Source organism: Bartonella grahamii ATCC 700132 (assembly GCF_000518085.1).
GTDB classification, from domain to species: domain Bacteria; phylum Pseudomonadota; class Alphaproteobacteria; order Rhizobiales; family Rhizobiaceae; genus Bartonella; species Bartonella grahamii.
In genome coordinates this window covers 1-25965 of the sequence record NZ_JACX01000011.1, presented here as the reverse complement: position 1 = coordinate 25965, position 25965 = coordinate 1, and the positions used below count along the sequence as shown (strand labels likewise).

29 protein-coding genes and 1 pseudogene are annotated in these 25965 nt (G+C 39.2%); 20 read left to right on the top strand and 10 right to left on the bottom strand.

The window, feature by feature from the left end:
- Positions 1-145: 145 nt before the first annotated feature.
- The 3 genes from U736_RS0105380 to U736_RS12545 all read left to right on the top strand — a co-directional run bounded on the left by U736_RS0105380 (position 146) and on the right by U736_RS12545 (position 2420).
- Positions 146-475, top strand: a complete 330-nt coding sequence (locus tag U736_RS0105380) for an ElaB/YgaM/YqjD family protein (protein ID WP_015856916.1) — start codon at positions 146-148, stop codon at positions 473-475.
- Between the two features lie 3 nt (positions 476-478).
- The gene (locus U736_RS0105375; protein ID WP_026500403.1) at positions 479-922 is read left to right on the top strand and encodes a membrane protein; all 444 of its coding nucleotides are present in this window, start codon (positions 479-481) and stop codon (positions 920-922) included.
- Positions 923-2255: 1333 nt separating this feature from the next.
- Positions 2256-2420, top strand: a complete 165-nt coding sequence (locus U736_RS12545) for a hypothetical protein (protein ID WP_169728635.1) — start codon at positions 2256-2258, stop codon at positions 2418-2420.
- A 705-nt stretch (positions 2421-3125) separates the two neighbouring features.
- On the opposite strand, the gene U736_RS0105340 is transcribed toward U736_RS12545, so the two are convergent.
- Entirely contained in the window at positions 3126-3869 is a 744-nt protein-coding gene (locus U736_RS0105340; protein WP_015856918.1) for a nuclease, read from the bottom strand.
- A gap of 158 nt (positions 3870-4027) precedes the next feature.
- Here U736_RS0105340 and U736_RS0105335 point away from each other — a divergent pair, with 158 nt between their 5' ends.
- The 17 genes from U736_RS0105335 (at position 4028) to virB11 (ending at position 15332) form a co-directional block, all read left to right on the top strand.
- Positions 4028-4378 carry a TrbC/VirB2 family protein gene (locus U736_RS0105335; protein WP_026500399.1) on the top strand — a complete coding sequence of 117 codons (351 nt, stop codon included), beginning with the start codon at positions 4028-4030 and terminating at the stop codon, positions 4376-4378.
- Positions 4379-4405: 27 nt separating this feature from the next.
- Complete coding sequence (locus U736_RS0105330; protein ID WP_015856920.1) at positions 4406-4729, top strand: VirB3 family type IV secretion system protein; 324 nt, start codon at positions 4406-4408, stop codon at positions 4727-4729.
- Positions 4729-7089 (top strand): VirB4 family type IV secretion/conjugal transfer ATPase, encoded by a 2361-nt coding sequence (locus tag U736_RS0105325; RefSeq protein WP_026500398.1) that lies wholly within the window; start codon positions 4729-4731, stop codon positions 7087-7089. The genes U736_RS0105330 and U736_RS0105325 overlap by 1 nt, the downstream gene beginning before the upstream one ends.
- Positions 7086-7859, top strand: coding sequence for a type IV secretion system protein (locus U736_RS0105320; RefSeq protein ID WP_026500397.1), 774 nt, complete (start codon positions 7086-7088; stop codon positions 7857-7859). Before U736_RS0105325 ends, U736_RS0105320 begins: the two co-directional genes overlap by 4 nt.
- A gap of 23 nt (positions 7860-7882) precedes the next feature.
- The gene (locus U736_RS0105315) at positions 7883-8155 is read left to right on the top strand and encodes an EexN family lipoprotein (protein WP_026500396.1); all 273 of its coding nucleotides are present in this window, start codon (positions 7883-7885) and stop codon (positions 8153-8155) included.
- Entirely contained in the window at positions 8155-8580 is a 426-nt protein-coding gene (locus tag U736_RS0105310) for an EexN family lipoprotein (protein ID WP_026500395.1), read from the top strand. Before U736_RS0105315 ends, U736_RS0105310 begins: the two co-directional genes overlap by 1 nt.
- Positions 8581-8582: 2 nt before the next feature.
- Positions 8583-8987 carry an EexN family lipoprotein gene (locus tag U736_RS0105305; protein WP_026500394.1) on the top strand — a complete coding sequence of 135 codons (405 nt, stop codon included), beginning with the start codon at positions 8583-8585 and terminating at the stop codon, positions 8985-8987.
- A gap of 26 nt (positions 8988-9013) precedes the next feature.
- Entirely contained in the window at positions 9014-9217 is a 204-nt protein-coding gene (locus U736_RS11810) for a hypothetical protein (RefSeq protein ID WP_081725913.1), read from the top strand.
- Positions 9218-9281: 64 nt separating this feature from the next.
- Complete coding sequence (locus U736_RS0105300) at positions 9282-9686, top strand: EexN family lipoprotein (protein ID WP_026500393.1); 405 nt, start codon at positions 9282-9284, stop codon at positions 9684-9686.
- Positions 9687-9712: 26 nt separating this feature from the next.
- Positions 9713-9934, top strand: coding sequence for a hypothetical protein (locus tag U736_RS0105295; protein WP_026500392.1), 222 nt, complete (start codon positions 9713-9715; stop codon positions 9932-9934).
- 49 nt (positions 9935-9983) lie between these two features.
- On the top strand, positions 9984-10268 hold the full coding sequence (locus tag U736_RS0105290; protein ID WP_026500391.1) for an EexN family lipoprotein: 285 nt from the start codon (positions 9984-9986) through the stop codon (positions 10266-10268).
- 61 nt (positions 10269-10329) lie between these two features.
- Positions 10330-11241 (top strand): TrbL/VirB6 family protein, encoded by a 912-nt coding sequence (locus U736_RS0105285; RefSeq protein ID WP_026500390.1) that lies wholly within the window; start codon positions 10330-10332, stop codon positions 11239-11241.
- A gap of 14 nt (positions 11242-11255) precedes the next feature.
- Positions 11256-11537: a type IV secretion protein VblB7 gene (locus tag U736_RS0105280; protein WP_034451808.1), complete on the top strand. Its 282-nt coding sequence runs from the start codon at positions 11256-11258 to the stop codon at positions 11535-11537.
- Positions 11534-12205: a VirB8 family type IV secretion system protein gene (locus U736_RS0105275; protein ID WP_026500388.1), complete on the top strand. Its 672-nt coding sequence runs from the start codon at positions 11534-11536 to the stop codon at positions 12203-12205. Before U736_RS0105280 ends, U736_RS0105275 begins: the two co-directional genes overlap by 4 nt.
- 2 nt (positions 12206-12207) lie before the next feature.
- Positions 12208-13062, top strand: coding sequence for a P-type conjugative transfer protein VirB9 (gene virB9, locus U736_RS0105270; RefSeq protein ID WP_026500387.1), 855 nt, complete (start codon positions 12208-12210; stop codon positions 13060-13062).
- Positions 13063-13089: 27 nt separating this feature from the next.
- Entirely contained in the window at positions 13090-14262 is a 1173-nt protein-coding gene (gene virB10, locus U736_RS0105265) for a type IV secretion system protein VirB10 (protein ID WP_026500386.1), read from the top strand.
- A 17-nt stretch (positions 14263-14279) separates the two neighbouring features.
- Complete coding sequence (virB11, locus tag U736_RS0105260; protein ID WP_026500385.1) at positions 14280-15332, top strand: P-type DNA transfer ATPase VirB11; 1053 nt, start codon at positions 14280-14282, stop codon at positions 15330-15332.
- An 839-nt stretch (positions 15333-16171) separates the two neighbouring features.
- Here virB11 and U736_RS12775 read toward each other — a convergent pair.
- From U736_RS12775 to U736_RS11555, 9 genes and pseudogenes are all read right to left on the bottom strand, one after another.
- Positions 16172-16291 (bottom strand): type II toxin-antitoxin system RelB/DinJ family antitoxin, encoded by a 120-nt coding sequence (locus tag U736_RS12775; RefSeq protein WP_244395820.1) that lies wholly within the window; start codon positions 16289-16291, stop codon positions 16172-16174.
- A gap of 168 nt (positions 16292-16459) precedes the next feature.
- Positions 16460-17977, bottom strand: coding sequence for a type II toxin-antitoxin system protein adenylyltransferase VbhT (gene vbhT / locus U736_RS0105240; protein ID WP_015856933.1), 1518 nt, complete (start codon positions 17975-17977; stop codon positions 16460-16462).
- The gene (locus U736_RS0105235) at positions 17964-18152 is read right to left on the bottom strand and encodes an antitoxin VbhA family protein (protein WP_015856934.1); all 189 of its coding nucleotides are present in this window, start codon (positions 18150-18152) and stop codon (positions 17964-17966) included. Before U736_RS0105235 ends, vbhT begins: the two co-directional genes overlap by 14 nt.
- Positions 18153-18320: 168 nt before the next feature.
- A pseudogene (locus U736_RS10995) lies at positions 18321-18592 on the bottom strand (HigA family addiction module antitoxin).
- Positions 18564-18725 carry a type II toxin-antitoxin system RelE/ParE family toxin gene (locus U736_RS12770; protein ID WP_244395821.1) on the bottom strand — a complete coding sequence of 54 codons (162 nt, stop codon included), beginning with the start codon at positions 18723-18725 and terminating at the stop codon, positions 18564-18566. Before U736_RS12770 ends, U736_RS10995 begins: the two are co-directional and overlap by 29 nt.
- Positions 18726-19500: 775 nt before the next feature.
- Positions 19501-20874: a phosphoglucosamine mutase gene (gene glmM / locus U736_RS0105220; RefSeq protein WP_015856935.1), complete on the bottom strand. Its 1374-nt coding sequence runs from the start codon at positions 20872-20874 to the stop codon at positions 19501-19503.
- A gap of 546 nt (positions 20875-21420) precedes the next feature.
- Positions 21421-23571, bottom strand: a complete 2151-nt coding sequence (ftsH, locus tag U736_RS0105215) for an ATP-dependent zinc metalloprotease FtsH (protein WP_015856936.1) — start codon at positions 23569-23571, stop codon at positions 21421-21423.
- A gap of 114 nt (positions 23572-23685) precedes the next feature.
- On the bottom strand, positions 23686-25173 hold the full coding sequence (gene tilS, locus U736_RS0105210; protein WP_026500384.1) for a tRNA lysidine(34) synthetase TilS: 1488 nt from the start codon (positions 25171-25173) through the stop codon (positions 23686-23688).
- An 18-nt stretch (positions 25174-25191) separates the two neighbouring features.
- Positions 25192-25965 (bottom strand): tol-pal system YbgF family protein (locus U736_RS11555; protein WP_026500383.1); only part of this gene is annotated, 774 nt, incomplete at its 5' end.

Genomic DNA, 25965 nt, shown 5'->3' with positions numbered 1-25965 from the left:
AAAACAGTTTTAAATTCGACAAAATGAAAGGAACCAAAAAAAACTTTTGGCGTTACTCAACCAGTGAAAATTTTCACTCCAATGCAAATGATCACTATGAACACACCAATACAAATATAATAAATCAAGAGAGGGAAAGAATATCATGGCTCAGAACAAAACAACACAGCATAATAAAACAACCGTAGAAGAAAAAGACCTACAAGGACAATTAGAAAAGTTACGCACTGAAATTTCAGGGATTACCTCAACCCTGACAGATCTTGGTGCAAACAAATTTAACGCCGCCAAAGACAAAGCGGAAAAACTATATCATTCAGCGAAAGAAAGTGGTGAAGACATGATGTCTCAAGCAAAAGACAAAATCAGTGATCTTGAACAAACCATGAATCAATGCGTTCGCAAAAATCCTGGCAAAAGCGTTTTGTTTGCCGCAGGGGTTGGTTTTATTCTTTCTCAATTACTGCGTCGTTAAGCAATGCATAAGTTTATCGCTCCTCTTTTAAACCATCTTGTCGGTGGAGGGCTTAAAAGCACTGTCAAGCAAGTACGCCTTCAAGCAATTTGCTATGGGTTTATTGGCATTTCATTCTTCATGTCTTTGCTTTTTTTATGTATCATCGGTTTTATTGCGTTATGTTCTGTTATGAAGCCTCTTGCTGCTGCCAGTATCATGTTTTTAATTTGTCTTTTTCTTGCAGGATTAGGTCTTATTATCAGTCGGGTTTTCAAGGCTTATCAACGCTATGACCAACAAAAAAAGACAGAAGAACAACGCCATAAACTAATGACAGACGCGACCGTTTCCAGCCTTGCAGCTCTCAGTCAACATTTCCCTTTTGCCAAATTGAGAGTTCCCATTCTCGGACTTGTAACTTATTTTTTGTGGAAAAAAGATAAAAAAGACCGCTTTTCAAAGTAAAATATGTAAAACTGTCACTCTAATCCCCCCAATGTGCTTTCTTTTATAACAAAAGAAAGCACATTTTTTCTTATAGTCTCTTTAGCTTCTTCAAGTGCCTGAAAGGAAATCCCTTTCATTTTCGCTAAAAATTCCATGGATCCGATTAAATCTCTTTCAGATTGCAATCCATGTTTCATGAACATAGCAACATGAGGCAATGCTTGCATTAAAAATTCTGGTTTGATTTGAAGCAATTGGTTGTTTTTGAAGGCAAGGTGTTTTCAGTTTTACCTTTCCTCTATTTTTTCATAAGCCTTTTTTCATGACCATAGGTCACATCATCGATTTGAATTTATAAAGCAAAAATATTCCCCGTATGAAAATTCTTTTTTCAAAAAAATCTGAAATTTTTACCGATAAGAAAGTTGTAAAAACGTCCATTACACAACAAAAATTTATCAACTCTGATACGAATAGAACAGAGGTCATACCTACAATTCACGTCACAGAAAAAATAAAGAAAATTTTATAGAAATATTTTCTGATGGCATTCAAGCAATTTTTAATTTATCTCGTACAGGACATCGTGCTTTGATAATAGTTTTAGAAGAATATCGATCTAATAAATCAACAAACGAAGACCCCAGCAGCGTTACCTTAATCTGGTTTGATGGAGGTATAAATGGAAAAAAGCGCGATATGGTCGACAGAACTTTTCACAATGGTTTAAGAAAGCTCATACAAAAAGGAATTTTAAAACCAAAATTGCCTAATCAATACTGAGTGAATCCTATTCTGTTCTTCAAAGAAGAAAAAGTTGCTTTTATGAAAGAATATCAAATAGAATCATCTTCTACCAAACCGGATATTTCATCCGTTGAACATCAAACAGATCTCGAAGATTTTATAACAAAATAACTTGTGTCATTTATTGTACTGTGTATATTATAGAGCATCTTGATTTAAGCGCGTGAGGGGAAAATAATGTCAAAATCACAAATAAGCAAAGAGGCGCTAGTCCTTTTGCTTTTATGGCTTCGTGGTCCTTTAAGATTGATACTAAGCCTTATAGTGATAATGGGGTTTATAGGATTGCTTACAATTCCTATTATGATATTATCAATAGGTTGGTCAAAAGCACTAATAAACATTACAATTTGTTCGTTTATATTAGGTTTTGGCTCTTTCCTTCTAATTTTTTATTATGATAGACTTATAAGATATTTACAATAAACTGTTCACGTATTTTTCCATTAACAATACTAATAAAAAACAAAAGATCACGATAATTAAATCTGTATTCCGATATAATTGATGAGATTAATACATATAATTTCTAAAGAGGGGGAAAATGAAAAAAATTATTTTAATATGCTTAGCTCTATTGACTATAGGATTGAATATTACAGGTTGTGGTAAAAGTGAAGAGGAAAAACGTAGAGCCCAACAAGAAGAACAAGCTAAAAAGTTTTTTGATGAAGAATTAACCTCTACAGATCGTGATCATGCATTTTAAAAAAATGCTAGTATCAATCTCTAACTAAAAGAGTATTTTGTGTAACTCACACCCGACAACGTCATTATACACTTTAACACGTATAAAGACAATCAGTTTTAAAAACTTTGGAAAGGCTTTTCATAACCTATCCGTTTAACGCTAAGTATTTATATAACAAAATATCCATTTATTATCTTTTCTTGTCTTTTTTATAATATTTTCAAATATATATCACTTAAAATACCTTATTATTTTCATCACTTTCTTTTGACTTATCCCCCTATAAGCTTTCTCTTTAATCATGATATCAAAGCCGCGTGAGAAAAGAACAAGATAAGCCTTTTGGTTATTGATCAAGGGGCACACGTGCGCCTAACGATACGCTTTTAAGAATTTCCCAGCCTTTAAAACTTAAGGATTTTAGCCTTCTCATTTAAACGCAGGTTTGATGTCATGATTTTGGGGTGCGATTATTAAGAGTTTGAGAGGCAGAAAGCCTTTCATTTAAAAAGCAAAACGAAATTGACATATAGCCAAGGAAACCCCCTCTTACATAGCGCTGTAGTAAGCAACCTATATGCATACGCGAGCTTTAAACACAACAATTTTTACTGAAGAGAGTTGTCCACCAAGAACTGTGTGGATTATGATTAACTTTTTTCTGATAAAGTTCGTAGTGGAATATTGCCTTGACTTTTAAATAGTGCTTAAGAGGACGCTTTATCAATAATGGTCAATAGGATTATAGCTCCCGTGATCTCTTCGCCAATCTTCTGGTTGTTGAAATTGGCTCGACCATAAGCCATTTTGTGCTTTTTGAGCAGCAGATTGCAGAGTTTTATAGTCTGCTGGAGATGGAAAATTATGCTGATCTTTTGTTAACACCATTAACCCTTCTGCAAGCCCCAAACGTGCCAGATCAACCCCATCCACAAAACATTGTGCATAATGAACCTGTTGAATGACACGTGCTTGCCGACAAGTAACCTTTTTATCGATTGTTTTTGAGACAAGCCAAGCAGTAACAAAAGCACCACATGGCCACTTAACGCCATTGCGTGAGGCAAATTGCCTCATTTCACAGCTTTCCACACCATATAATCGAATATCACGGATAATCTTTTTTCTCCATCCATCATCCACAAGCGTAATCATTTTAAAGGTCACACCACTTGTGACCTGTATAGCACCGGAATAGACCGGCACATTTTCTTCATAAAATTGTGATGCGAGTGGTTCTGGATGTAACATCACATCTTGTTGGTTTGCATCTTGTTGGTTTGCATAATCTATCAATTGTGACTTCGGATTTTGAACAAGGTTTTCTATTGTCTTTTCTGGCACTTTAAAAAAAGAAGTTTGCATAAGTTTTTCAGTATGTTGACTGAAATAAAAGCCTCCCAAAATAATAATATAAATTAAGACAATATATTTAGGCGCTGCTCTAAGACATTTTAAAAGTATCATTTTGAATATTACTATATTTTTTGTTTATTAATTAATAAAAGATTAAATATTGTTAATTTATCGATAGAAAAATTTATTTTTTTCATTTACATGATTCCTGATTAATATTTTGAATATTAATATTATTATAAACTTAAACATAAAGCGGGGAAATTTTCATGAAAAACATGAATAATTTGTTCAGTTGTGAACATACCTTACAAAAAACTGCTCTATCCAACACACAAAAGAAATGGTTAACAGCAGCATTGATGCTGTTTATTGCCTTCATCGCACTGAGTGAACCAGCATTTGCCGCAGGTGACTTTGGAAAAGTTGAAACTGCTCTTGATAAATTAGTCAAAGCTTTAACAGGAAACATTGCAAAATCGATTGCAACCATTGCGGTTGCTGGTATTGGGCTTGCATGGATTGCTGGTTATGTTGAAATGCGTAAAGCTTTTTTTGTTTGTGTTGGCATCGGCATTGTTTTTGGTGCACCACAAATCGCATCAATGTTTATGTCTTAATTCGCTTGACTCTAGCCTTTCAAAGCCATGAAAGAGCACGATAAGCTAACAGAAGATACGTTATTTCTTGCTTGCACACGCCCTGCAATGATTGCAGGCGTGACGGTGGAAGCTATGGGATTAAATGCGATAGGAACGATGATGTTGTTCATTATGACAGGCAATATTTTTCTTATCACCTTTGGTGTGATGCTGCATTTCATATTCAAGGAAATCCTAAAGCATGACCATAACAAATTTCGTATTCTTCTGACATGGCAAAAGACATCTATTTTTGCCAGAAATTCGAGTCTATGGGGTGGGGGAAGTATTTCTCCATTACGATTAATTCGTAATTATGAGGAATTATAATGAACACAACAGAGCGCAAACGTGAAAAGCAGCCAGAGGCGATCATTCCTTACGTGCGCCATGTCAATAAACACATCATTGCGCTGGATTCACGCGCTCTCATGTCCGTTATTAAACTTGAAGGGATTAACTTTGAGACAGCGGATATTATTGATCTGAATGTGCTTCACGAACAGCTCAATAATCTGTTTAAAAACATAGCGGATGAACGGATAGCGCTTTATAGCCATATTATCAGAAAGCGTGAAACTGTTTATCCGGATGGGACTTTCAGATCGGCATTTGCCAAGCAATTAGATGATAAATATCGTGAGCGGATGGTTTCACAGGAGCTTTATCGCAATGATCTTTATCTTTCGATTTTGTGGAATCCACACGTTGATCAAACGGATAAATTAGTGGAGTTTTTCAAACGTTTAGGCAAAGCCAAACAAGAAAAGACAGAAGCTGACGCAGAGTCCATTCGCAAGCTTGAAGATATTACAACAGATCTTATTCAAAATTTAGAGCGTTATGGTGCAAAAAGACTGAGCCTTTATGAACATGAAGGCAATATTTATTCGCAGCAAAGTGAGTTTATCCACCAATTGGTGGGAGGTCGTCGTGAACGTATCCCCCTCACATGGGGGACGATAGCGTCGACCGTTTATTCAGACCGTCTCATTTTTGGGAAAGAGATCATAGAAATACGCTATGAGGCAGGACAGCGGTTTGCGGGCATGTTTGGTTGGAAAGAATATCCAGCAAAAACCAGGGTAGGCATGGCGGATGGTTTGCTCACGCTTCCCTTTGAGTTTATTTTCACCCAATCTTTTGTTTTCAAGAGCAAAAACATTGCCAAGCAGATTATGGGGCGCAAACAAAACCAAATGGTCAATGCAGGAGACCGTGCGGGCTCACAAATTATGGAGCTGGATGATGCGCTTGATGATCTTGAATCCAATCGTTTTGTTTTAGGGGAACATCATTTATCATTGGCAGTTTTTGCTGATACGCCGCAAGAGTTAGCGGATAATCTTGCCAAAGCGCGTTCTCGTCTTACAGATGGTGGGGCTGTGATTGCGCGGGAAGATTTAGGGTTAGCGGCGGCTTGGTGGGCACAATTGCCTGGCAATTATGCTTATCGCACCCGCTCTGGAGCGATAACCAGCCGCAATTATGCAGCGCTTTCTCCTTTTCATTCTTTTCCGGTTGGAAAAATAGATGGCAATGTGTGGGGACCAGCGGTAGCCTTGATGAAAACCTCTGCTGGTTCACCGTTTTATTTTAACTTTCACTTTGGTGATTTAGGCAATACGTTTGTTTGTGGTCCCTCTGGTTCTGGGAAAACGGTTATTGTCAATTTTCTTTTAGCACAACTTCAAAAGCATGATCCCAATATGGTCTTTTTTGACAAAGATCGGGGTGCAGAACTTTTTGTCAGAGCGGGTGGCGGCACTTATATGCCCTTGAAGAATGGTAAACCGACAGGCATAGCACCGCTAAAAGGCTTAGACTATAACAATCCAGCAGATAGAGTTTTTTTACGCCAATGGATTATAAAGCTTGTTTCTTCTGAAGATCAAAAGATCAGTGAATCAGAAAGACAAGACATTACGGCGGCTGTTGAGCAGCTTGCCTTGTTGCCAAAAGAACAACGGACGATCTCTGCCTTACAAATGTTTTTTGACACCACGCATAGGGAGGGGATATCGGGTCGTTTAGAAAGATGGTGTAAAGGCAATGCCTTAGGGTGGGTTTTTGACAATCCTGATGACGACATTGGCATTGATGCAAAATTTATTGGTTATGACATGACGGATTTTTTAGACAATGATGAAATTCGTCCACCTTTAATGATGTATCTTTTTCATAGAATTTTGTCTCTGATTGATGGACGTCGTATTATCATTGTCATTGATGAGTTTTGGAAAGCCTTAGAGGATGATTCCTTTAAAGCCTTTGCGCAAGACAGGCTGAAAACTATTCGTAAACAAAATGGTTTGATGTTGTTTGCAACACAATCTCCCAAAGATGCGATCAATTCGACCATTGCTCACACCATTATAGAGCAATGCCCCACACAGATTTATTTTCCCAATCAAAAGGGCAATCATGGGGATTATGTAGAAGGTTTTAAATTATCGGACAGAGAATTTAACCTGATACAATCAGAATTAAGCCGTGAGTCACGGCGTTTTCTCATCAAACAAGGGCAAAGTTCTGTTGTAGCAGAACTGAATTTACGCGGCTTTGATGATGAAATAGCCATTTTAAGCGGCACCACCAAGAATATTGAACTCCTAGAGACCATTATGGATGAAGTTGGACAATCTCCAGAAAAATGGCTTCCTATTTTTCAAGAAAGATCAAAACAATGAAAAAACTTTTATTGGCAACAGCCCTTTGTGCAGCTTCATTTGGCTTTCAAACAAATGCCTTTGCTATCATGGTATATGATCCCGCGGCTGTTGGACAAATAATGAAACAAGTCCAGCAAGGCACACAACAGCTTGGCAAATTGCAAGAACAAATTCAACAAGGTGCACAACAGCTTGAGCAATTAAAGAGCCAACTCGATCAAGCGAAACAATTATATAACTCCTTGAATGTCAAGCCTGACATCTCGGGATTGAAAGACATGTTTAACAAGCAAGGGAGCAGTGGCGCCCTCCCTTCTGACTTTAACCACTTTCAACAATCGATGGGCAGCGGCGGCGGTGGCGGCGGCGGCGGTGGCGGCAGCAAAAACACGCAAAAATGGCAAGAAGAACTTAAATACAAAGAGCCCTCAGGCGGAGCAGGATCAAAAGAAGCAGTAGATGCTTTTTACGCACAGGAAGTGAAAAAAGCCGAACAGCGCGTAGTAGGACAAGCAGCAAAAGGCCAAGACGTCTACGAAGAAGCCAGTGAAACACAAAAAAACATTACCAAGCTTCTCGATGAACTTGGAAGCACTAAAGATGCGGGTAAAATTCAAGGCATTCAAGCAAAATTAGCAGCGGTACAAGCAGACCTCCAAACAAAAATACTCCAAATGCAAGCCGCCGCGATGATTCAACAAGCGGAATACAAAGCTGCCGAACAACGAGCTTACGAAGAATTTGCAGCGCGATATGCAGATTATGCCAAAAAACTGCGTGGTCAATAAACGGGAGAAAGAGGGGCTTGAACATGAACAAGATCATCATAACAACATTGCTACTTTGCACAGGGCTGATCACGGCTGGTTGTGAAAAAACCCACAGCGTAGAAGAATTTAAGAAAGATCACAAATTATACGAAAAATGGAAAATGAAATGTATGACATCAGGGGATCTCGATTCGCAAAATTGTAAAAACGCAGAGCAAGCTTATCGTGAGAGTCTTCCAACATGGGGATGGGGGAGAACTGGCTCGACAAATGACGATAAACAAGAATCTGAAAAGAAACAGGACAATAAATAATGAATAAAGTTCTCATAACAACATTGCTGCTTTGCACAGGGCTCATCACGGCTGGTTGCGAAAAAACCTATAGCGTCGCAGAATTTAAAAAAGATAAAAATTTGATGGGAGAGTGGAATGCTAAATGTGGATTCGCAGGAACTTCAAAAAATTGTGAAAACCTAAGATTAGCACAACTTGAACTTCAAAAGGAATATGAAGCAAAAGCTGAAGAGAGAATTAGGGAGCACAACGAAAACATGCGTAAAGCGATGGAAGAATATCGAGCCGAAATGCGAGCTAGACATGAAAAATGGAAAATTGATTTTGAAAAAAGGCAAGCTGAAATAGAAAAAAAAGAAGCTGAAGAAAAAGCAAAAGAACAAGCCGAAAGAGAAGCAGAAGAGCGCGCTAAAGCTAAACAACAACAACAGGACAATCATTAATCATGAATAAAGTTCTCGTAACAACATTGCTACTTTGCACTGGAATTATCACGGCTGGATGTGAAAAAACCTATAGCGTCGCAGAATTTAAAAAAGATAAAAATTTACGCTTCGAGTGGGATGCTAGATGTGGATTTGCAGGAACTTCAAAAAATTGTGAAAACATGCGGTTAGCATTTTTAGAACTTGAAAAAGAATATGAGGCACAAGCAGCAGAAAGAGAGCGTCAAGCGGAAGAGAACGATCGCAAAAGATATGAAGAATTTATGGCGAAACAAAAAGCTGATCTTGAAAAAATGGAAGCTAATACTCAAAAAAAATTAGCTGAACAAAAAGCAAAAGAGCGCGCGGAAGAAGAACGAAGAGCAAAAGAACGGGCGGCAGAAGAACAACAGAATAATAATTAAGACATAATGAAGAGCGGAGCATCTCAATGGCAGTAGAAAGCAAAGGCATATTTTCTTATATCGACAATATGTTGATGGAGCCCATTACAAAAACAATGGATAGCGCCATTACACATCACTACTGCGCTTTAGCTGCTCAACTTAAAGAACCTTACAGACTATACAATAGATTTATGGCAACATTATGTCTGTGCCCTAGATTTATCATCACTGGTTATAAAAACCGATAACACAAGCATAATTTAAAGATTGTGCTCAAAACTTGTAAAACTGAAAGAAAGAAGGGGAAATACTATGAATAAAGTTCTCATAACAACATTGCTACTTTGCACAGGGCTCATCACAGCTGGATGTGAAAAAACCTATAGCGTCGCAGAATTTAAAAAAGATAAAAATTTACGCTTCGAGTGGGATGCGAAATGTGGATTTGCAGGAACTTCAAAAAATTGTGAAAACATGCGGTTAGCATTTTTAGAACTTCAGAAAGAATATGAAGCAAAAGAAGCAGAAAGAAGTCGTAAAATTGCAGAAGAAAATCGCAAAAGATATGAAGAATTTATGGCGAAACAAAAAGCTGATCGTGAAAAAATGAGAGCTGAGACTCAAAAAATACTCGAAAAACAAAGAGCGGAAACACGCGCTGAAGAAGAACGAAGAGCAAAAGAGCGCGCGGCAGAAGAACAACAAAATAACCATTAAGACATAATGAAGAGCGGAGCATCTCAATGGCAGTAGAAAGCAAAGGCATATTCACTAAAATAGACAATATGTTGATGGAGCCCATTACAAAGACAATGAATGACGTCATTACACATCACTATTGCGCTTTAGCTGCTCAACTTAAAGCATTTCACGCTCTTTATAATATATTTATGGCAACAATATGTCTGTGCCCTAGATTTATCATCACTGGTTGTGAAACAACCGATAACACAAGCATAATTTAAAGATTGTGCTCAAACCTTGTAAAACTGAAAAAATGAAGGGGAAATATCGATGAATAAAGTTCTCATAACAACATTGCTGCTTTGCGCTGGGCTCATCACGGCTGGTTGTGAAAAAACCTATAGTGTTGCAGAATTTAAAAAAGATAAAAATTTACGCGATGAATGGAGACGTAAGTGTGGATGGACAGGAGATTCACAAAATTGTAAAAATTTAGACAAAGCAATAGAAGAAGTACGTCAAGAAAATTTTGATAACTATCTAAATAAATATCGTAAAAATGACGATAAACAAAAAATGAAAGAACAATCTGAAAAGAAAGAAGACAGTAATTAAAGCATAAAAATTCGACTTTGTATGGAACGCGAACCCGTATGATAAGAAGCGGAGAAAAACAATGGCAGCGTATGATATATTTACCATGATAGACAACGGGTTGATCGAGCCCCTCACAAAGGTAATGGATGACACCATTAGAAATCTCTCATCATCTTTATCTACTCCGCTTAAAGCGTCTTGTACAATCTATATTATATTTATAGGGTACAATATCATCTATGGGCGTTCTTCCATGCCCTTATGGGAGTTTATAGCAACAGTTTTCAAACTTGGCATTATTGTTGCACTTGCCACAAACGCCACCCATTATAATACTTGGGTTAGGGATATATTCTTCAACGATCTGCCGAATGCCGTTGCAAATGTCACCCAAGGAGCACATTCAGATAAAAATGTATGGGATAATATGATACAAACTGCTGCTGGACACGTTTTTGATGCTGCCAACAGAGAACATACATTTACATTTGCTGTCTATTGGCTTGCTGGTCTTTTCTGCTTAGGAGTTTCTGCTCTCTTTTGTGGTGTCGGTTTTTTCGTCTCAGTATATGCTAAAATTGGTTTGTTTCTTGTCCTATCAGTAGGTCCACTCTTCATAAGTCTCTATATGTTTTCCTCAACCAGAAGATTTACAGAAGCATGGTTAAATCAAACAGTAAATTTCATCATACTTCAGGTATTAATAGTCATAATCGGTGGTTTATATGTCGATCTTGCAACAAAACTCCTTTCAGATAGTCCTAGAGATATGATCGTTGCTTTAGTGCAATTTTTAGGTATCAGCAGTTGTGGTATTCTTATCTTTTACAAATTGCCAGAAATCGCATCGGCTTTAGCTTCTGGTGGAGCTGCTCTTACAGGATCAACGAAAGCAGGCGTCGACGCAGTAAAAGCTCCTTTCAAAGCTATGCAGAAGCATATGGATAAGATGGAACAGAAAGCAATGGCAATATTAGGCCTAATAAAATGAAAGGAAATGGAAGAATGTTAAAAAAAATTGGGGTAATCTTGCCGTTTCTCTTTCTCAGTGGCTGTGTGTCTTCACCAAACACACTGAAGTCACTCCCAAAGTGTGATGGATATTCTAAACGTCCACTCAACAGATCAATGTGGAATTGGGAAGGGAAAAAACCCACGCCCACGCCCATTATCATCAGTAACAACACCCCTTCAACCCTAAAAGAAGGGAAGCTGGAAACGCTTCTGGCACAAAAATTAACGGATGAAGAAATCAAATCTTACAAAAATTGCGGGCAAAAAGCATGAAAGAAAAAGACATAGAACAATACATTGCCGAAGCACGCTCGTTTGATCAAGATCGCATGCTCGCCTCACGCCGCACCACCCGCGTCTCGCTTGCCATTGCCGGCATCGCGGTTGCTGTTGCAATAATGTCTTCTCTCGCGGTCATCACCCTCACGCCCCTTAAAACCGTGGAACCTTTTGTCATCCGTGTGGACAATTCAACCGGCATTGTTGAAGTTGTGGAAGCCTTAAAAGAAGGTCTCACCAATGTCGACGAAGCAATCACACGCTACTTTGCTGCAAAATATGTCCGCTCCCGTGAAGGCTTCACCACAGAAGAAACACAACACAACTTCCAAACCGTCTCTCTCCTCTCTTCTTCTGAAGAACAGCAAAGATTTGCCAGCTGGTATGGAGCAAGAAATCCCCAAAGTCCTCAAATTCTCTATAAACACGCCTCCGTTACAATAACAATAAAATCAATCTCCTTTATCAATGACGATGTTGCCCAAGTGCGTTACTACAGAACCATCCATGACAACGACAACAACAAAGAATTCATCACCCACTGGGTTGCAACACTTACCTTTGAATATATCAATGCCCCTATCTCTGTCCAAAACCGTTTGATAAATCCTCTAGGGTTTATTGTTAATGAATATAGAACCGATCCGGAAGTGGTCAACTGATCATGACAAAAAAAATTCTTTTTCTCATTCTTAACATCGCTATTACCCTCTCTCCTATAGCCTTGAGCCATGCCAGTATTTTTCCCACCCGCGCGCCAAGCGATAGCCGCATTCGCTTTATCAACTATGATGCTTATAATGTCACAAAAATTATTGGCTCCATACGCTCATCGGTACAAATAGAATTTTCTCCCAATGAAGAAATTGCCCATGTGGCAATTGGCAACAGCGTTGCGTGGGAAGTCGCTCCCGCTGGCAATATTCTTTTCCTAAAAGCCCGAGAAGTCCAACCCATTACCAATCTCCAAGTCGTCACCACAAAGCTTGATGGCTCAAAGCGCTCCTATCAATTTGAACTCATGGTCAAAGATGGGGAAATTTCCTCTGGACAAGAAACATATTTCCTTGTGAAATTTCGCTACCCACAAGAAGAAGCAGAACAAAGAAGACTCGCCGCCCTTATGCGACAAGAAAAACAACAAGCCCAGCGTATTGATAATGTCTTCAACGCTTCTGAAACCTACGGACCACGCAATTGGGCTTACACCGCTCAAGGCTCAAGCGTGCTCGAACCCTCCTCCGTTTATGACAATGGCAAAACCACAACATTTACATTTCCAGACAACCAAGAAATCCCTGCCATTTACATCGTCAACAATGACGGTACAGAATCGCTGGTTCCCAAAACCACAAGAGGCAACATGGTGATTGTCCATGCCATTAGCGCGCACTTCACCCTAAGAAAGGGAAAAAACGTCCTATGCGTCTTTAACGAAGCCTATCAACCTAAAGGCACAAATCCAAATACTGGAACAACCTCACCAGCTGTTGAACGTAAAGTTGCATCAGATCTTTAAATAAGCGGGAATTGAAGGGGACAACATATGAGTGATAAACCAATCATCGAAGATCGTGGATCTATTGGGGATGGCAAAAACAATAGCGCCAAAACCGCCGGCAAAAAAATAGTTGTCGCAATAGCCTGTATAGGAATCTGCGGCTATGTGCTCTGGAACATCTTATCCTCCCCCCCAGAACAAAAAGACACCGCAAAAGCTCATAAAAAACAAGAAAAAAGCTTTCACAATTCCCTCGCCCCTTTAGAGCTCGCCCCCTCTGACCCGCGTGCCAACATAGCGCCAATAACCTTACCACCACCACAACCACTCGCACAAGAACCCAAAAAAGATGACCCACTACTTGATGCCGCAAGACGCGCCCCTGTTCTCGCTTTTGCCAAAGGTTCTAAATCTCAATTAAAAGACATCGTCAACACGACTCTCAACCCCTTTGACAAACTCCATGCCCTCGAAAATCTCGCAAATGCGCAAAATTCTCCTGCCCTTCAAGACACACAAAATTTTGCGACCCTATTAAAGCCTACCAAAACAGAAGAAACAAAAGCAAAACTCATCGGCAATAGAAACTTTATCATCGCCATGGGAACCTCTATTCCCTGTATCTTAGAAACCGCATTAAACAGTGAGCAACCAGGCTTTGCAAGCTGCATCATCAACCGTGATATCCTCTCTGACAATGGGCGCGTTGTTTTGCTTGATAAAGGAACCCAAGTCGTTGGAGAATACCGCGGAGGGATAAAACAAGGTCAATCTCGCCTCTTTGTGCTCTGGACAAGAGCCAAAACCCCAACCGGTGTCATTATCGACCTTGCCTCACCCGCAACCGACAGTTTAGGCAGAGCCGGGTTTGATGGCAACATCAACACCCATTGGTGGGAACGCTTTGGCTCTTCCCTTTTACTCACCGTTATTGATGGTGCCACAACCGCCCTAACAAATAAAATAGTAGGCAATTCCAATAAAGAAGGTTCAAACAACTCTGGAGGCGGCGGTTTTGAAGGCGCAAACAACACTGGAAAAGAGGCCGCCAGTATTGCCCTTGAAAATCAAATCAATATCCCTCCTACCTTAGAAAAATTTCAAGGCGAACTCGTCAACATTTTCGTAGCAAAAGATCTCGATTTTTCATCTGTCTATAAACTAGTCGTAAAGAGCAAAAGAAACCGCTCTACTCCCAGCTATTCCTTTTTTCATTAAGCCAATAAAGTCACATTATGCCATCAGCAAAAAATGCAGAACGCGCCTCTATCGTTTTAACAAAATTAAAGATCTTAGATGACTTCCTCAATGATGAGAATTTATTTGAAATTGTTATCAATCGCCCCGGCGAAGTAATTGTTGAGGGTCCAGATGGTTGGCAAACCCACATCTTAAAAGAACTAACCTACGGCGAACTAGAAGGAATTGCAAAAGTTGTTGCTGCCTACACAACACAAAAAATCAGTGTAGAAAATCCCGTTCTCTCCGCAACACTGCCAAACAACGAACGCATACAAATTGTTATGCCTCCAGCTGTTGCAGCCAATACCATTAGCATGACCATTCGTAAACCTTCATCACGCACTTTTTCTCTTGAAAGTTTACATGAAAACAATCTGTTTTCTGTCGCCCAAAACACCAGTTTCACACCCACACAACAAATGACTGAACGGTTATCCGAACTCTCTGATACAGACAAAGAGTTAACAGATCTCTTTATCGCTAAAGATTTTTGCACCTTTTTAGAAAGAGCCGTTATTACACAACAAAATATCTTAATATCGGGCAAAACCGGTTCCGGGAAAACAACCCTCTCCAAAGCTTTAATTGCAAAAATCCCTGAATATGAACGAATTCTCACCATTGAGGACACGCCAGAACTTGTCGTTCCCCATTCAAACAAAGTCCAACTCTTTTATTCAAAAGATAACCAGGGCTTAGCAAAAGCAGGCGCAAAAGAACTACTTGAATCTGGCTTACGCATGCGCCCCGACAGAATCCTTCTACAAGAGCTGCGTGATGGTACAGCCTTTTACTATATCCGTAATGTCAACTCTGGTCACCCAGGCTCCATTACCACCGTCCATGCCTCAACAGCACTTGCAGCCTTCGAACAAATGACCCTTTTAGTCAAAGAAAGTGACGGTGGTGGTAATTTAGCACGCGATGATATCCGCGGCTTATTAATCTCGATGATAGATGTCATCATCCAATGTAAACGCCTCGAAGGAAAATTTCGTGTAACAGAAATCTATTACGATCCTTTCAAACGCCGTGATGCTTTTTAAAAAACGCAACCCTCACCCCCCTTTTATACCAATAGAGCTTTCTTAAAAACACGATTATAAGCCGCGGATATCATCGCGTGCTAAATTACCACCATAGCTTCAGATTCATTTTCAATAATCGAAAGCAAAAAGCAAAAAGAAGTAAAAATATCACCTCCATTCCCAATCACGAATGCGCCCCACAGAAAAACCACAACGTGCCGAAAATGATATCTATAACCCAATATCTTTTCTGATTTTTTTTGATATCAACATTTGCAGGAATATCGATACAAATTTAGTATCAGTTTCACCTTTAGCTTCAGACAAAAGCTTCACAAACACCTTTTAATATACGAGGTCCTGCTTTATTTGCCTTATCCATTATTATTTTTTTCGATATTCATCGAGAAGCGCAGTTAAATTTTTCTTCCACGCATTCCTCTCTGATTTTGCCAAATTGCCTCAAGATGATTGACTGTACACATCTTCGATCAACACCGGAATATTTTGACCACCCAAAAAAGGCTATAACCCTATATCTCCCTCTTTTACCCCTTATGCTTTAAAACCTGACGTTCCTTAGCTTCCCTCTCGTACCTTCCACAAGATCACCAGCATCTGGATGAGTAGCAATAAAAGAAACAATATCAAATAATTCTTCAAGCGATACGCCTTCTTTTTTTGCAGAAATTCAATAAGCTGCCGTTTTAATCACGGTTTGCATACATCATTCAATATACGGAAACACCCATAACGATAATGATGTAAATTAAAAGCTAATTTGAAGTGAATGATCAGAAATATCAAATATCCAAATGACGAAATAAATCTTACCTATCTTTAGCAATACATATCTCTTAACCCTTATCACTTTTCTCAAAAGTTTTAAGCGTTTCCGCATGAGGAATATACATATTAAATGGCAATCCCTTTTCATAAACAACTTTTATCAAAACAATACGGATGAAATCAGACACCGTAAGTCCTAAATTTGCTAATATTTCACCGGCTTCTTTTTTAACGCCTATCTATGCAGGCACGTATAACATCTTTTGTCACACCCATATTAAACACCTCCTTTGATTACCTCTCTTTTACCGTATGGCTTAATAGGGCTTATACAGCATAAGGCTTTATCCTTGCCCTCACCGTATCACATCTCTTGATCTTGCACGCGCTATTGCGTTGATTTTCTCCTGTTGTCTCTGTTGCAAAAATTTAACAACCATTTGAAACTCTTTTATGCGTTCTTTATTATAAGACTGTTCTTTGGAGATCACTTTTGATAAATCAAAACCATATTTATGAATGGCATCCTGTCCAAAACGTTTATCTAAAGCACTTTGCAGCTTTAAAAATTCTTCACTAACCTGCTCTGGTATCTTTAAATAACTATCACAACCAGCTTCAACATTTTTCATAAAAGTCACTGCTTCTTGTGAAAGCGAGGGTACTTCAACTTTCAATCGCTCACGCTCCCGTGTAAGCCTATTTATATGTGTCTCATAAGAATTCTTATAAAAGGATTGAAGCTCTCTCATAGTAGAAATAGCGAGAGGAACATGATAAAGTGCTGCTTTTCGTTCTTTTCCTATAGCCTTCAATTTATCAATAAAACGATCCGACCCACGCAGTTCACCCGCTCTATCAGGTTCCCTTTCCAAAATATCAGGCAATTTATCGCCTTTACCTGCTAAAATTGTTTGTTCAATCCTAAGGGCAGCCTCTTGTGGATCTCTATAAATAAATGCTAAATGATTGTTTAATTTTTTAAACATATCAATGTAAGATTTTTCATTTCTAAGAGCGCTTAGCACCTTCTGTTCTAGATTAGAGTTATCCATATAAGCAGCAAGGTATGGCGCTTTTTCTGTTGCTTTTGCAACAACATTCAAATCATTTTGTAATTGTTCAAGTTCTTCTTTTTGACGTTTAGCAAAACTTGTCTTTTCTCTATCCCAAGGAGTTTCAATCTTCTCTTTTTGTTGTTCCAAGCACTCTTCATTAAGATCAACGCCAAAAGCAATATTTTTGCCAATACCTTGAGAAACATCATCCCTTTTATTTTCTGTAAACTTGGTAAGGTTCTTATAGATGAGTGCAGACAGATATTCTGAATTACCAAAATGTGCTTCAATTGACGCACGTGTCATTTCTTGTCGCTCAATACCCTTCCAGTTGATATGATAACCAGCTTCACGAGCAAGTTGCACCATAAATTCACGCTGAGTACGCCCATTCCCCTCTCGAAACGGATGTAATGCATTCAACTCACCCATGTAATACCCAGCCCTTTGGCTAAAGTCATAAGCGCCAAGACCACACAAATACTGTTCTTTTGCAAGCTTTTGTGTAATCTTCGGTGCATAACTTTCAATCTGATTATAACTAGCAAACATACTATTGCCTTTGGCAATATCCACTAAACGAACTTGTCCCGCCCATTCATATATGTCACCAAACAGTCTTCTATGGATCTCTTTCATGTAACCCAGATCAAACTCACCACGAATAGGAGTATGTACAAATTCGAAAGATTTTACATAAGAAATCGTAGATTCTACACGCTGCAGTGTGGCTTTGTCTTTAATACCAAACCGATTATACATCACACCAGTTTCAGGATCAGTATAAGGATCACCGCTCCCCTTATACTTCCCCACGTTTTACCCGCTCCATATAATCTTTGATGATATCACTTATTTCAAGCTCACCTATAATATAACGCTCTACTTGAGCAACAACCAGCGGATCTGGCTCTAATCCCTCTAAACGTTGACTTGCTAATGCATTTTTAGCAGCAAAGCGACGTCGCTTAATTTCCTCTTCACTCAACATATAAAACCCTCCTTTGCTTATATTTATTATAGCCAAACAGACTACAGAAACAAGATTTTATTCCTTATCTTACCGTGTTCACATCTTTTGATTTTGTACGCGCTATCGCATTATTTTGCTCTTCCACATGTCTCTGTTGCAAAAACTTAACCGCCGTTTGAAACTCTTTTATGCAATCTTTATCATGAGACTGTTGTTAAGGATTTTTTTTGATAGATCATAACTTGTTTGCATAGCGAGCCAAGCACGTGCTGTGCTTACATCAGACATTTCAAGCCTAATAGCAAGATTAGCACTCATAGCGGCTTTTCCATTTAAAACTCTAGAAAGAGCTACACGAGAATACCAAGCCACTCTGCTGCTTCATTAACGGATAAACCAAGCTCTTTGATCACATCTTCACGCAATAATTCACCGGGAAGTGAAGGATTCTTCATCATTGTTTAGATCTCCTTTTTGATGATAATCCAGATAATCAACCATTTCGACATCTATGCTATCAAAGCGAACTATTACACGACAATTTTCATTTACAGTAATTGACCAATAATTCTTGAGATCACCTTTTAGCAAATGTAATCAAAAAGACGAAAAACTTAAATCATTTGGCGATATAGCAACTTCAAAGACACCTAGAATACGCTTCAATTTTTGAGCATGGGCGGTTCTAACCCCTTTAGTCGTGCCAGTATTATAAAAAGCTTCAATCCTTTTAGGTTTAAATCCTAAAATCATAAATTAATATAGCGTGTAACACTACAAGATACAAAAAATGTTCATAATTTTTATACCACACGTTTTTTTACTTTATAAACATTAGAACTGTCGTGAAAAAATTGCTCATTCTCATCTCTTTCTAATTATTCTACTCATTATCGGAAAAGTATAAGTTTATAATTAGGGGAGCTAAACGTAGTAGGAGCGCATCATATCCCCAATTGGCAGCTGCACTTAGAAACATAACGACGATATAACCAATGACCCATTGCTGTTTGATGTTCATAAGGATCTGCCCCCGCTGTATATCCAGTAAAAAGAATGAATAACACTAATAAAACTCTCCCCTGCTATAAACTCTGTTAAAATAATAACCAGTTTACGAATAAGCAAAAGAAAAAGGAAAATCAAAAAAAGGCATGGTTTTAATATCTTACAAACTATAGAACACTCTACGCATTATAGTTATGAGAACTCTATTTTTCTCTTTTTTATTTAATTTATTAGTAGATAGAGTATCCATTACCGTTATTACATCACTAACATAGCTACCATACCTTTTGTAATTGCCAACATCCCGCATTACAATAAGACCTTTATCAAAGATGATCTGATAATTTTCTCAAAAAATTCAAGATTCCTCAAGTGCAGTACCCATGCGTACATCATGATGAATAATAACATCCATCAACTCTGTCACAACCGTGTCCAATACTTCTCGTGCATCGCCTTCAGCCATAAGGCGGATAAGCGGCTCAGTTCCAGAAGCGCGGATCACCAGCCGTGCCTCTTTTCCCAACCGCTTCTCTGCTTGATCAATGGCCGCTTTGACTGGATTTTTTTTCAGTACATTTTTATTTTTAATCGTTACATTTTTTAAAATTTGCGGTACAGGTTCAAACCGTTTACACAATTGGCTCATAGGGCTTTGACTTTCCTTCATACAGGCTAAAATCTGCAATGCAGCCACCAAGCCATCACCCGTTGTACCAAAATCACTAAGCACGATATGCCCAGAAGCCTCACCACCAACATTATATCCCTTTTGGCGCATGGCATCGACAACATAACGATCTCCAACATTTGTCCTTACAAGGTGCAACCCTTTACTGTTCAAGAAACGCTCCAGTCCAAGATTTGACATAATCGTTGTGACAACACCATTGCACCGTAATCGTCCCATTTTATGCCAATTTTCAGCAATTACAGCAATCAACTGATCTCCATCAACCGTTTGTGCTTTTTCATCAACAATGAGAACACGATCTCCATCTCCATCAAGAGCAATCCCCACATCAGCACGCACTTCATGCACTTTTCGTTTTAAAGAGCTTAAATCGGTTGATCCACATTTTTGATTAATATTGGTACCATTGGGCTCATCATGAATAGCAAAAACCTCAGCCCCCAATTCCCATAAAGCACGGGGAGCAGCTTTATAAGCAGCCCCATTGGCACAATCCACAACAATACGCAAAGCATCTAAGCGAACATCACGCGGCAAGGTCCGTTTGGCATATTCAATATAACGATAAATATCCCCCTCAACCCGTTTTGCATAACCAATTTCAGCAGAACTTGCTAAAGATTTTGAAAGATCTGTATCGATCAATTGTTCAATTTTCGCTTCCATATCATCTGAAAGTTTAAAACCATCAGGACCAAAAAGTTTAATTCCATTATCATAGAACGGATTATGAGAAGCAGAAATCATCACCCCAAGATCCGCTCGCAAAGAGCGGCAAAGCATTGCAACAGCAGGTGTTGGCACTGGACCCAATAAAAAAGCTTCCATCCCCGCAGCAGTCAATCCTGAAACCAAAGCGTTTTCCAACATATAGCCAGATAATCGTGTATCCTTGCCAATCACCACACGACGTGATTGATGTTGTGAGCGGAATAAAACCCCTACAGCCATTCCAACTTTCATGGCAAAATCGGGTGTCATAGGAAATGAATTGGCTTTCCCCCGAATTCCATCTGTACCAAAATATTTTTGCACCATGCCTCTTTCCTTTAATATATAATTCTTCCCTTGGCTTTTTTTTTAAACCCTAACAAGCCTCCTTGGTACAATAGTCCCCCTCCCCATATAAAATCAGATCATTGATCTAAACCTTCATGCATTTAGACAATCAAGAACCCTATCCACCATCTACACATCTAAACCACTCTCAACCAATTATGTTCACACCCTCACACATACAAGCAATATTATCGCCTAAAAATGCTTCATAGTTCCCTTGAACATAACCAAAGGATCATCTCACACTGTTGCCAAATCCGTAAAGAAACCCAGCACCAAACCTCAAACCTTATCAAATCCGCAAGGAAATCTATCGCCTAGCCTCACACCTTGCCAAATCCGTAAAGGACAATACCACCTCGCCTTGTAACCTGCTAAAGCTGTTATTATACAACGGCTTTGCTTAATTTTTTGCTTCCATATTTTTGCAAATATTACATTAAAGGCGCAAGCTTTGCTTGCGCCTTTCTCAAAGAATTTAGAAGTTTTCCTAAAACATCGTTACTCAAGCATTATAAACAGTTCTTATTTTTCTTTATCATCTCCCGCAGTATTGGACTTCTTTTCAGAATTACTTTTAGAGCGGTTGACTGATTTTGCGGTACCTTTTGTGCTTTGTGCTTTTTTCTCAGTCTCACCCGACTGCCGTTCTTTAGACGGAGCCTCCTTAAGCTCAACATTACCGGATTTTGCTGTTTTTTTCCCAACAGCTTCCTCTGCTTTGTCTGCCTCTAGTTTATCGATCTCTGCTTTATGAGGCGCTGTTTTAACGTTTTTTTCATCTTCCACTGTTGTCTCTGTCTTCATTTTTCCAGTTTTTGGAACAGAAGATCCCCGTGGCGCAGCATTCTCATCTTTCTGTGTGCGTGAAGGAGGCTTTCCTGCAATAACTTCGTTAATTTCAGCTCCCGTTAAAGTCTCATATTCCAACAAACCTTGTGCCAAAGCAAACCATTCTTTTCTTTTTGTCTTCAAAATGTTAGTCGCATTTTTATAGGCATCATCAATAAGCTTACGCACTTCCATATCAATCATGCGCGCTGTTTCTTCAGAGACATTTTGTGTTCGCGCAACAGAATGACCCAAAAAGACTTCATCTTGGTTATCGCCATAAGCTACATTTCCAAGCAGATCAGAAAATCCCCACCGTGTGATCATTGCGCGTGCTAATTTAGTTGCTTGCTCAATATCAGAAGAAGCACCGGATGTGATATTTTCCTTTCCAAACTTTAATTCTTCAGCCACACGTCCACCCATCATAATGGCTAAACGAGAAATCATCCACCGATAACTCATAGAATAGCGATCACCTTCAGGCAATTGCATCACCATTCCCAATGCTCTTCCCCTTGGAACGATTGTTGCTTTGTGGACAGGATCAGCAACCGGCACATTAAGAGCCACAATAGCATGTCCTGCTTCGTGATAAGCAGTGAGTTCTTTTTCCTCTTGTGTCATAGCGGTTGAACGCCGTTCAGCCCCCATCATCACCTTATCTTTGGCATCTTCGAATTCTTGCATCGTGACAACTCTTTTATTACGGCTCGCAGCCATAAGAGCAGCTTCATTGACCAAATTCATCAGGTCTGCACCGGAAAATCCTGGTGTTCCCCTTGCCAAAATTTTTAAGTCAACGTTAGGCGCTAAAGGCACGTTGCGCACATGCACTTTCAAGATTTGTTCACGCCCAGAAACATCAGGGTTTGGCACAACAACTTGTCGGTCGAAACGCCCTGGTCTTAATAAAGCGGGATCAAGCACATCGGGACGGTTTGTTGCAGCAATAAGAATAATACTTTCATTGGGCTCAAACCCATCCATTTCGACAAGCAACTGATTTAAGGTCTGTTCACGTTCATCGTTTCCACCACCAAGTCCAGCCCCCCGATGACGTCCAACAGCATCGATTTCATCGATAAAGATAATACAAGGTGCATTTTTTTTAGCCTGTTCGAACATATCGCGCACACGGCTCGCCCCAACACCAACAAACATTTCAACGAAATCAGACCCTGAAATGGTAAAGAATGGCACATTGGCTTCACCTGCCACAGAACGTGCTAGCAAAGTTTTACCGGTTCCTGGAGGACCAACAAGCAAAACACCGCGCGGAATACGCCCCCCTAAGCGTTGAAATTTTTGTGGTTCACGTAAAAATTCAACAATTTCTTGAAGATCTTGCTTTGCTTCTTCAACGCCAGCAACATCTTTAAAGGTAACACGTCCTTGCGCTTCATTAAGCAATCTCGCTTTTGATTTCCCAAATCCCATTGCACCGCGTGATCCATTTTGCATTTGCCGCATAAAAAAGACCCACGCCCCCACGATAATAATAACAGGCAATAAGGAAAAGAGAAGATTGAGGAAAATGCTATTTCCAGAGCTTTCAGGAATAGCTTTAACATTAACGTTTTTGCTTTCCAATTTTTGTATCAAACCTGGATCGCGAGGAGCATAGGTTGAAATAGCTCTATGTTCAATGGTTTGTCCTGTTAATTTTTGACCTTGAATGGTCACAGATTTCAACTCATTATTCTCAACTTTTTGCAAAAATTCAGAATAGGAGACTTCTCCACCACCAGAACGCTGACTATCTCCATTAAAGAGAGAAAACGACACAATCAAAATCAAGGCAATAACTCCCCAAATGAGGAGAGAGCGGTAATTGGAATTCATATTCAGCCCACTTAATCAAATATAGATTTTAAACAGTTCCCCTTAACATATAACCTTGTCAGCCCCTTGCCAAGGGATGAGAAGCTGTTTATTTTCTTTTAGCATAATTTTTCTTTATCTTTTCACCTCAATATTAAAAAAAGGTTCCAGAACATTTACCAAGGCAGCATCTTCTCGTGAGGAAAGCCAATCGAAAGGTGCCATAATCCGCTTGATGATAACGTGTTTATGAACAACTGCTCGAGAAATCAACTCTGGAATATCATACCCTTTGTGATTTGAGATCATCAGCAGCGATTGTAAAGAGGGAAAATGAGGCTTTTCAAGCTCAAAATCGCTATTTTTCAATAAAAATTTCAGCTGTTCTAAATTTGCGGCTCCAATCTTTATAGCCTTAGATCCATGATTTGTGATCTGATAGCGCCCATCCCATATAAAAGTTTTATCTGGCTCAACAATAGCCTCTTTCATATTCCGCCCTTCACGCCACAAAGAAATTCCGTGCTTGTTATATTCAATAACAGATCCCGCATAAGTAAAACGCTTCTTTTCTACAGAATCGAGACAGAGTTTTTGAACAAGCATGCTTAATTTTTGATTGGGAAGTAAATAAAATCCCCCTCCCATCAGTACCGCAAAGAGCCCCACCACAAAAGGAAAACTGGAATGTTTCTGTAAAAATAGCGCAGGCTTTGCTATGAAACAACGCCCATGTTGAACAGTAATATCCAGCGCTAAGATCAAATCAGCAATATTTTTCGCTTGTTGACGACGCTGCAATGCGGCTTCATTTATTTTTTGAGCAATATAAGCCAATTTTTCAGGATGAAGAGACTGACGCACGCGCACACGTTCAAAATTGCGATCTTCATTGGTTGGATCATCAATCCATGTTTGTCCTTGTAAGCGTAAATAATTCCGTAATGTTTGGCGTTTTACACCAAGGAGCGGCCGAATCAAACGCACTTTTCTATGCAACAACGCCTCACGCGGAATACAGGATAAACCACGCTCATATAGGGGACTATCGTTTTTTTTGGTAATCTTTTTTCTTATTTCTCTGGCATGATTCTCATCACGTATACCATCGGCTTCACCGCGCAAAACACCGGCAAAACCACTGGAATAAACCTCATCACGCATGGCACCAACTTCACCGTGCAACGCACCTCTATTCTTTTGGAGACGTTGATACCGCATTTGATAGGTTTCAACCTGATCATTGAGTGTATGGCCCGTCATAATAACTGATGCGCCTTGTTTTTGTGCTTCTTTAACCAAGAGATCATAGCGTGCAACACGAGCACTGGAAGCAATATGCGTCTTTGGTTTTTCACCTTCCCACCGCACAGCAATATGTTTAATGTGATGGACTCGACAAATTTTCGCAACAGTTTCTACTTCACGCGTTGATTCTTTACGCAATTGATGATCAACCGTGACAACAATCATTTCTGGAGGAACTGAGAGAGTTTCCAAATGCTCTTTGACCAAAAACATCAAAGCCAAAGAATCACTTCCCCCTGAGACGGCAAGAATCAACTTCTGACACTGAATAAAATCCGATGTTTTAAAGAGATTTCTTGCCAGTCTAACGCACACTGAAAACAACCTCGCTATTTATTTTGCAGGTTTACAAAAAATAGACTCTAATGTTTTTTGATGTTTTGATTTTTTCAAAAAATGAGCACAATCGTCTTTATTTGGCTCAAGAGCGATCATACTTCTTGCTAATTTCAGCAAAATCTCGGAGGTATAGAGCTTCTTTTTATCTGCATACCATGCGGTAAGATAAACTTGCGCTGCTTCATGATAGCGTTTTTGTCCCAACAAAGATTCAGCCAACCAAAATAAAGCATCATCACTCAAAGAATCTTTTTTGTAACGATTTTGAAAAGCGCAAAAGCTTTTTTCAGCATCAACATAGTTGGCAGAACGAATAAAATCATACCCTTCCTTATACAAAGCTTTAGAAGAAGAAAGATTGTCACTCTGATGTGCTTCAATTGGAGCACTTACTTCATGCACTTTGTTAAAATGTTGACTGTTTTCATGATCATAGCTCTCCACCTTAGCTTCCACAGCAGCAACCTTTGTCTGATCACCTGTACTATGCTCCTGCTCCATCTCTTCTTTTACAGTCTGAGATTTTTCATCCACAGCGGACTTTTCAAAAGAACAAGAATAAACAGAAGAGGCTTTTTGATCAAAAAGCCCGTGAAACTGCTTGTTAACATTTTTTAGATTGTTATGCTCAAGCACCATTCGTATCTTATGCAAAAGCTTATCTAAATCATAATCTTTAAATAAAGCCTGCTGATTCTCTAAAATAATCCCTTGGTGCTCCACAACACTAGCAGCTTTTTCCTCCGCGCTAGATGCTGCTTTATCAGC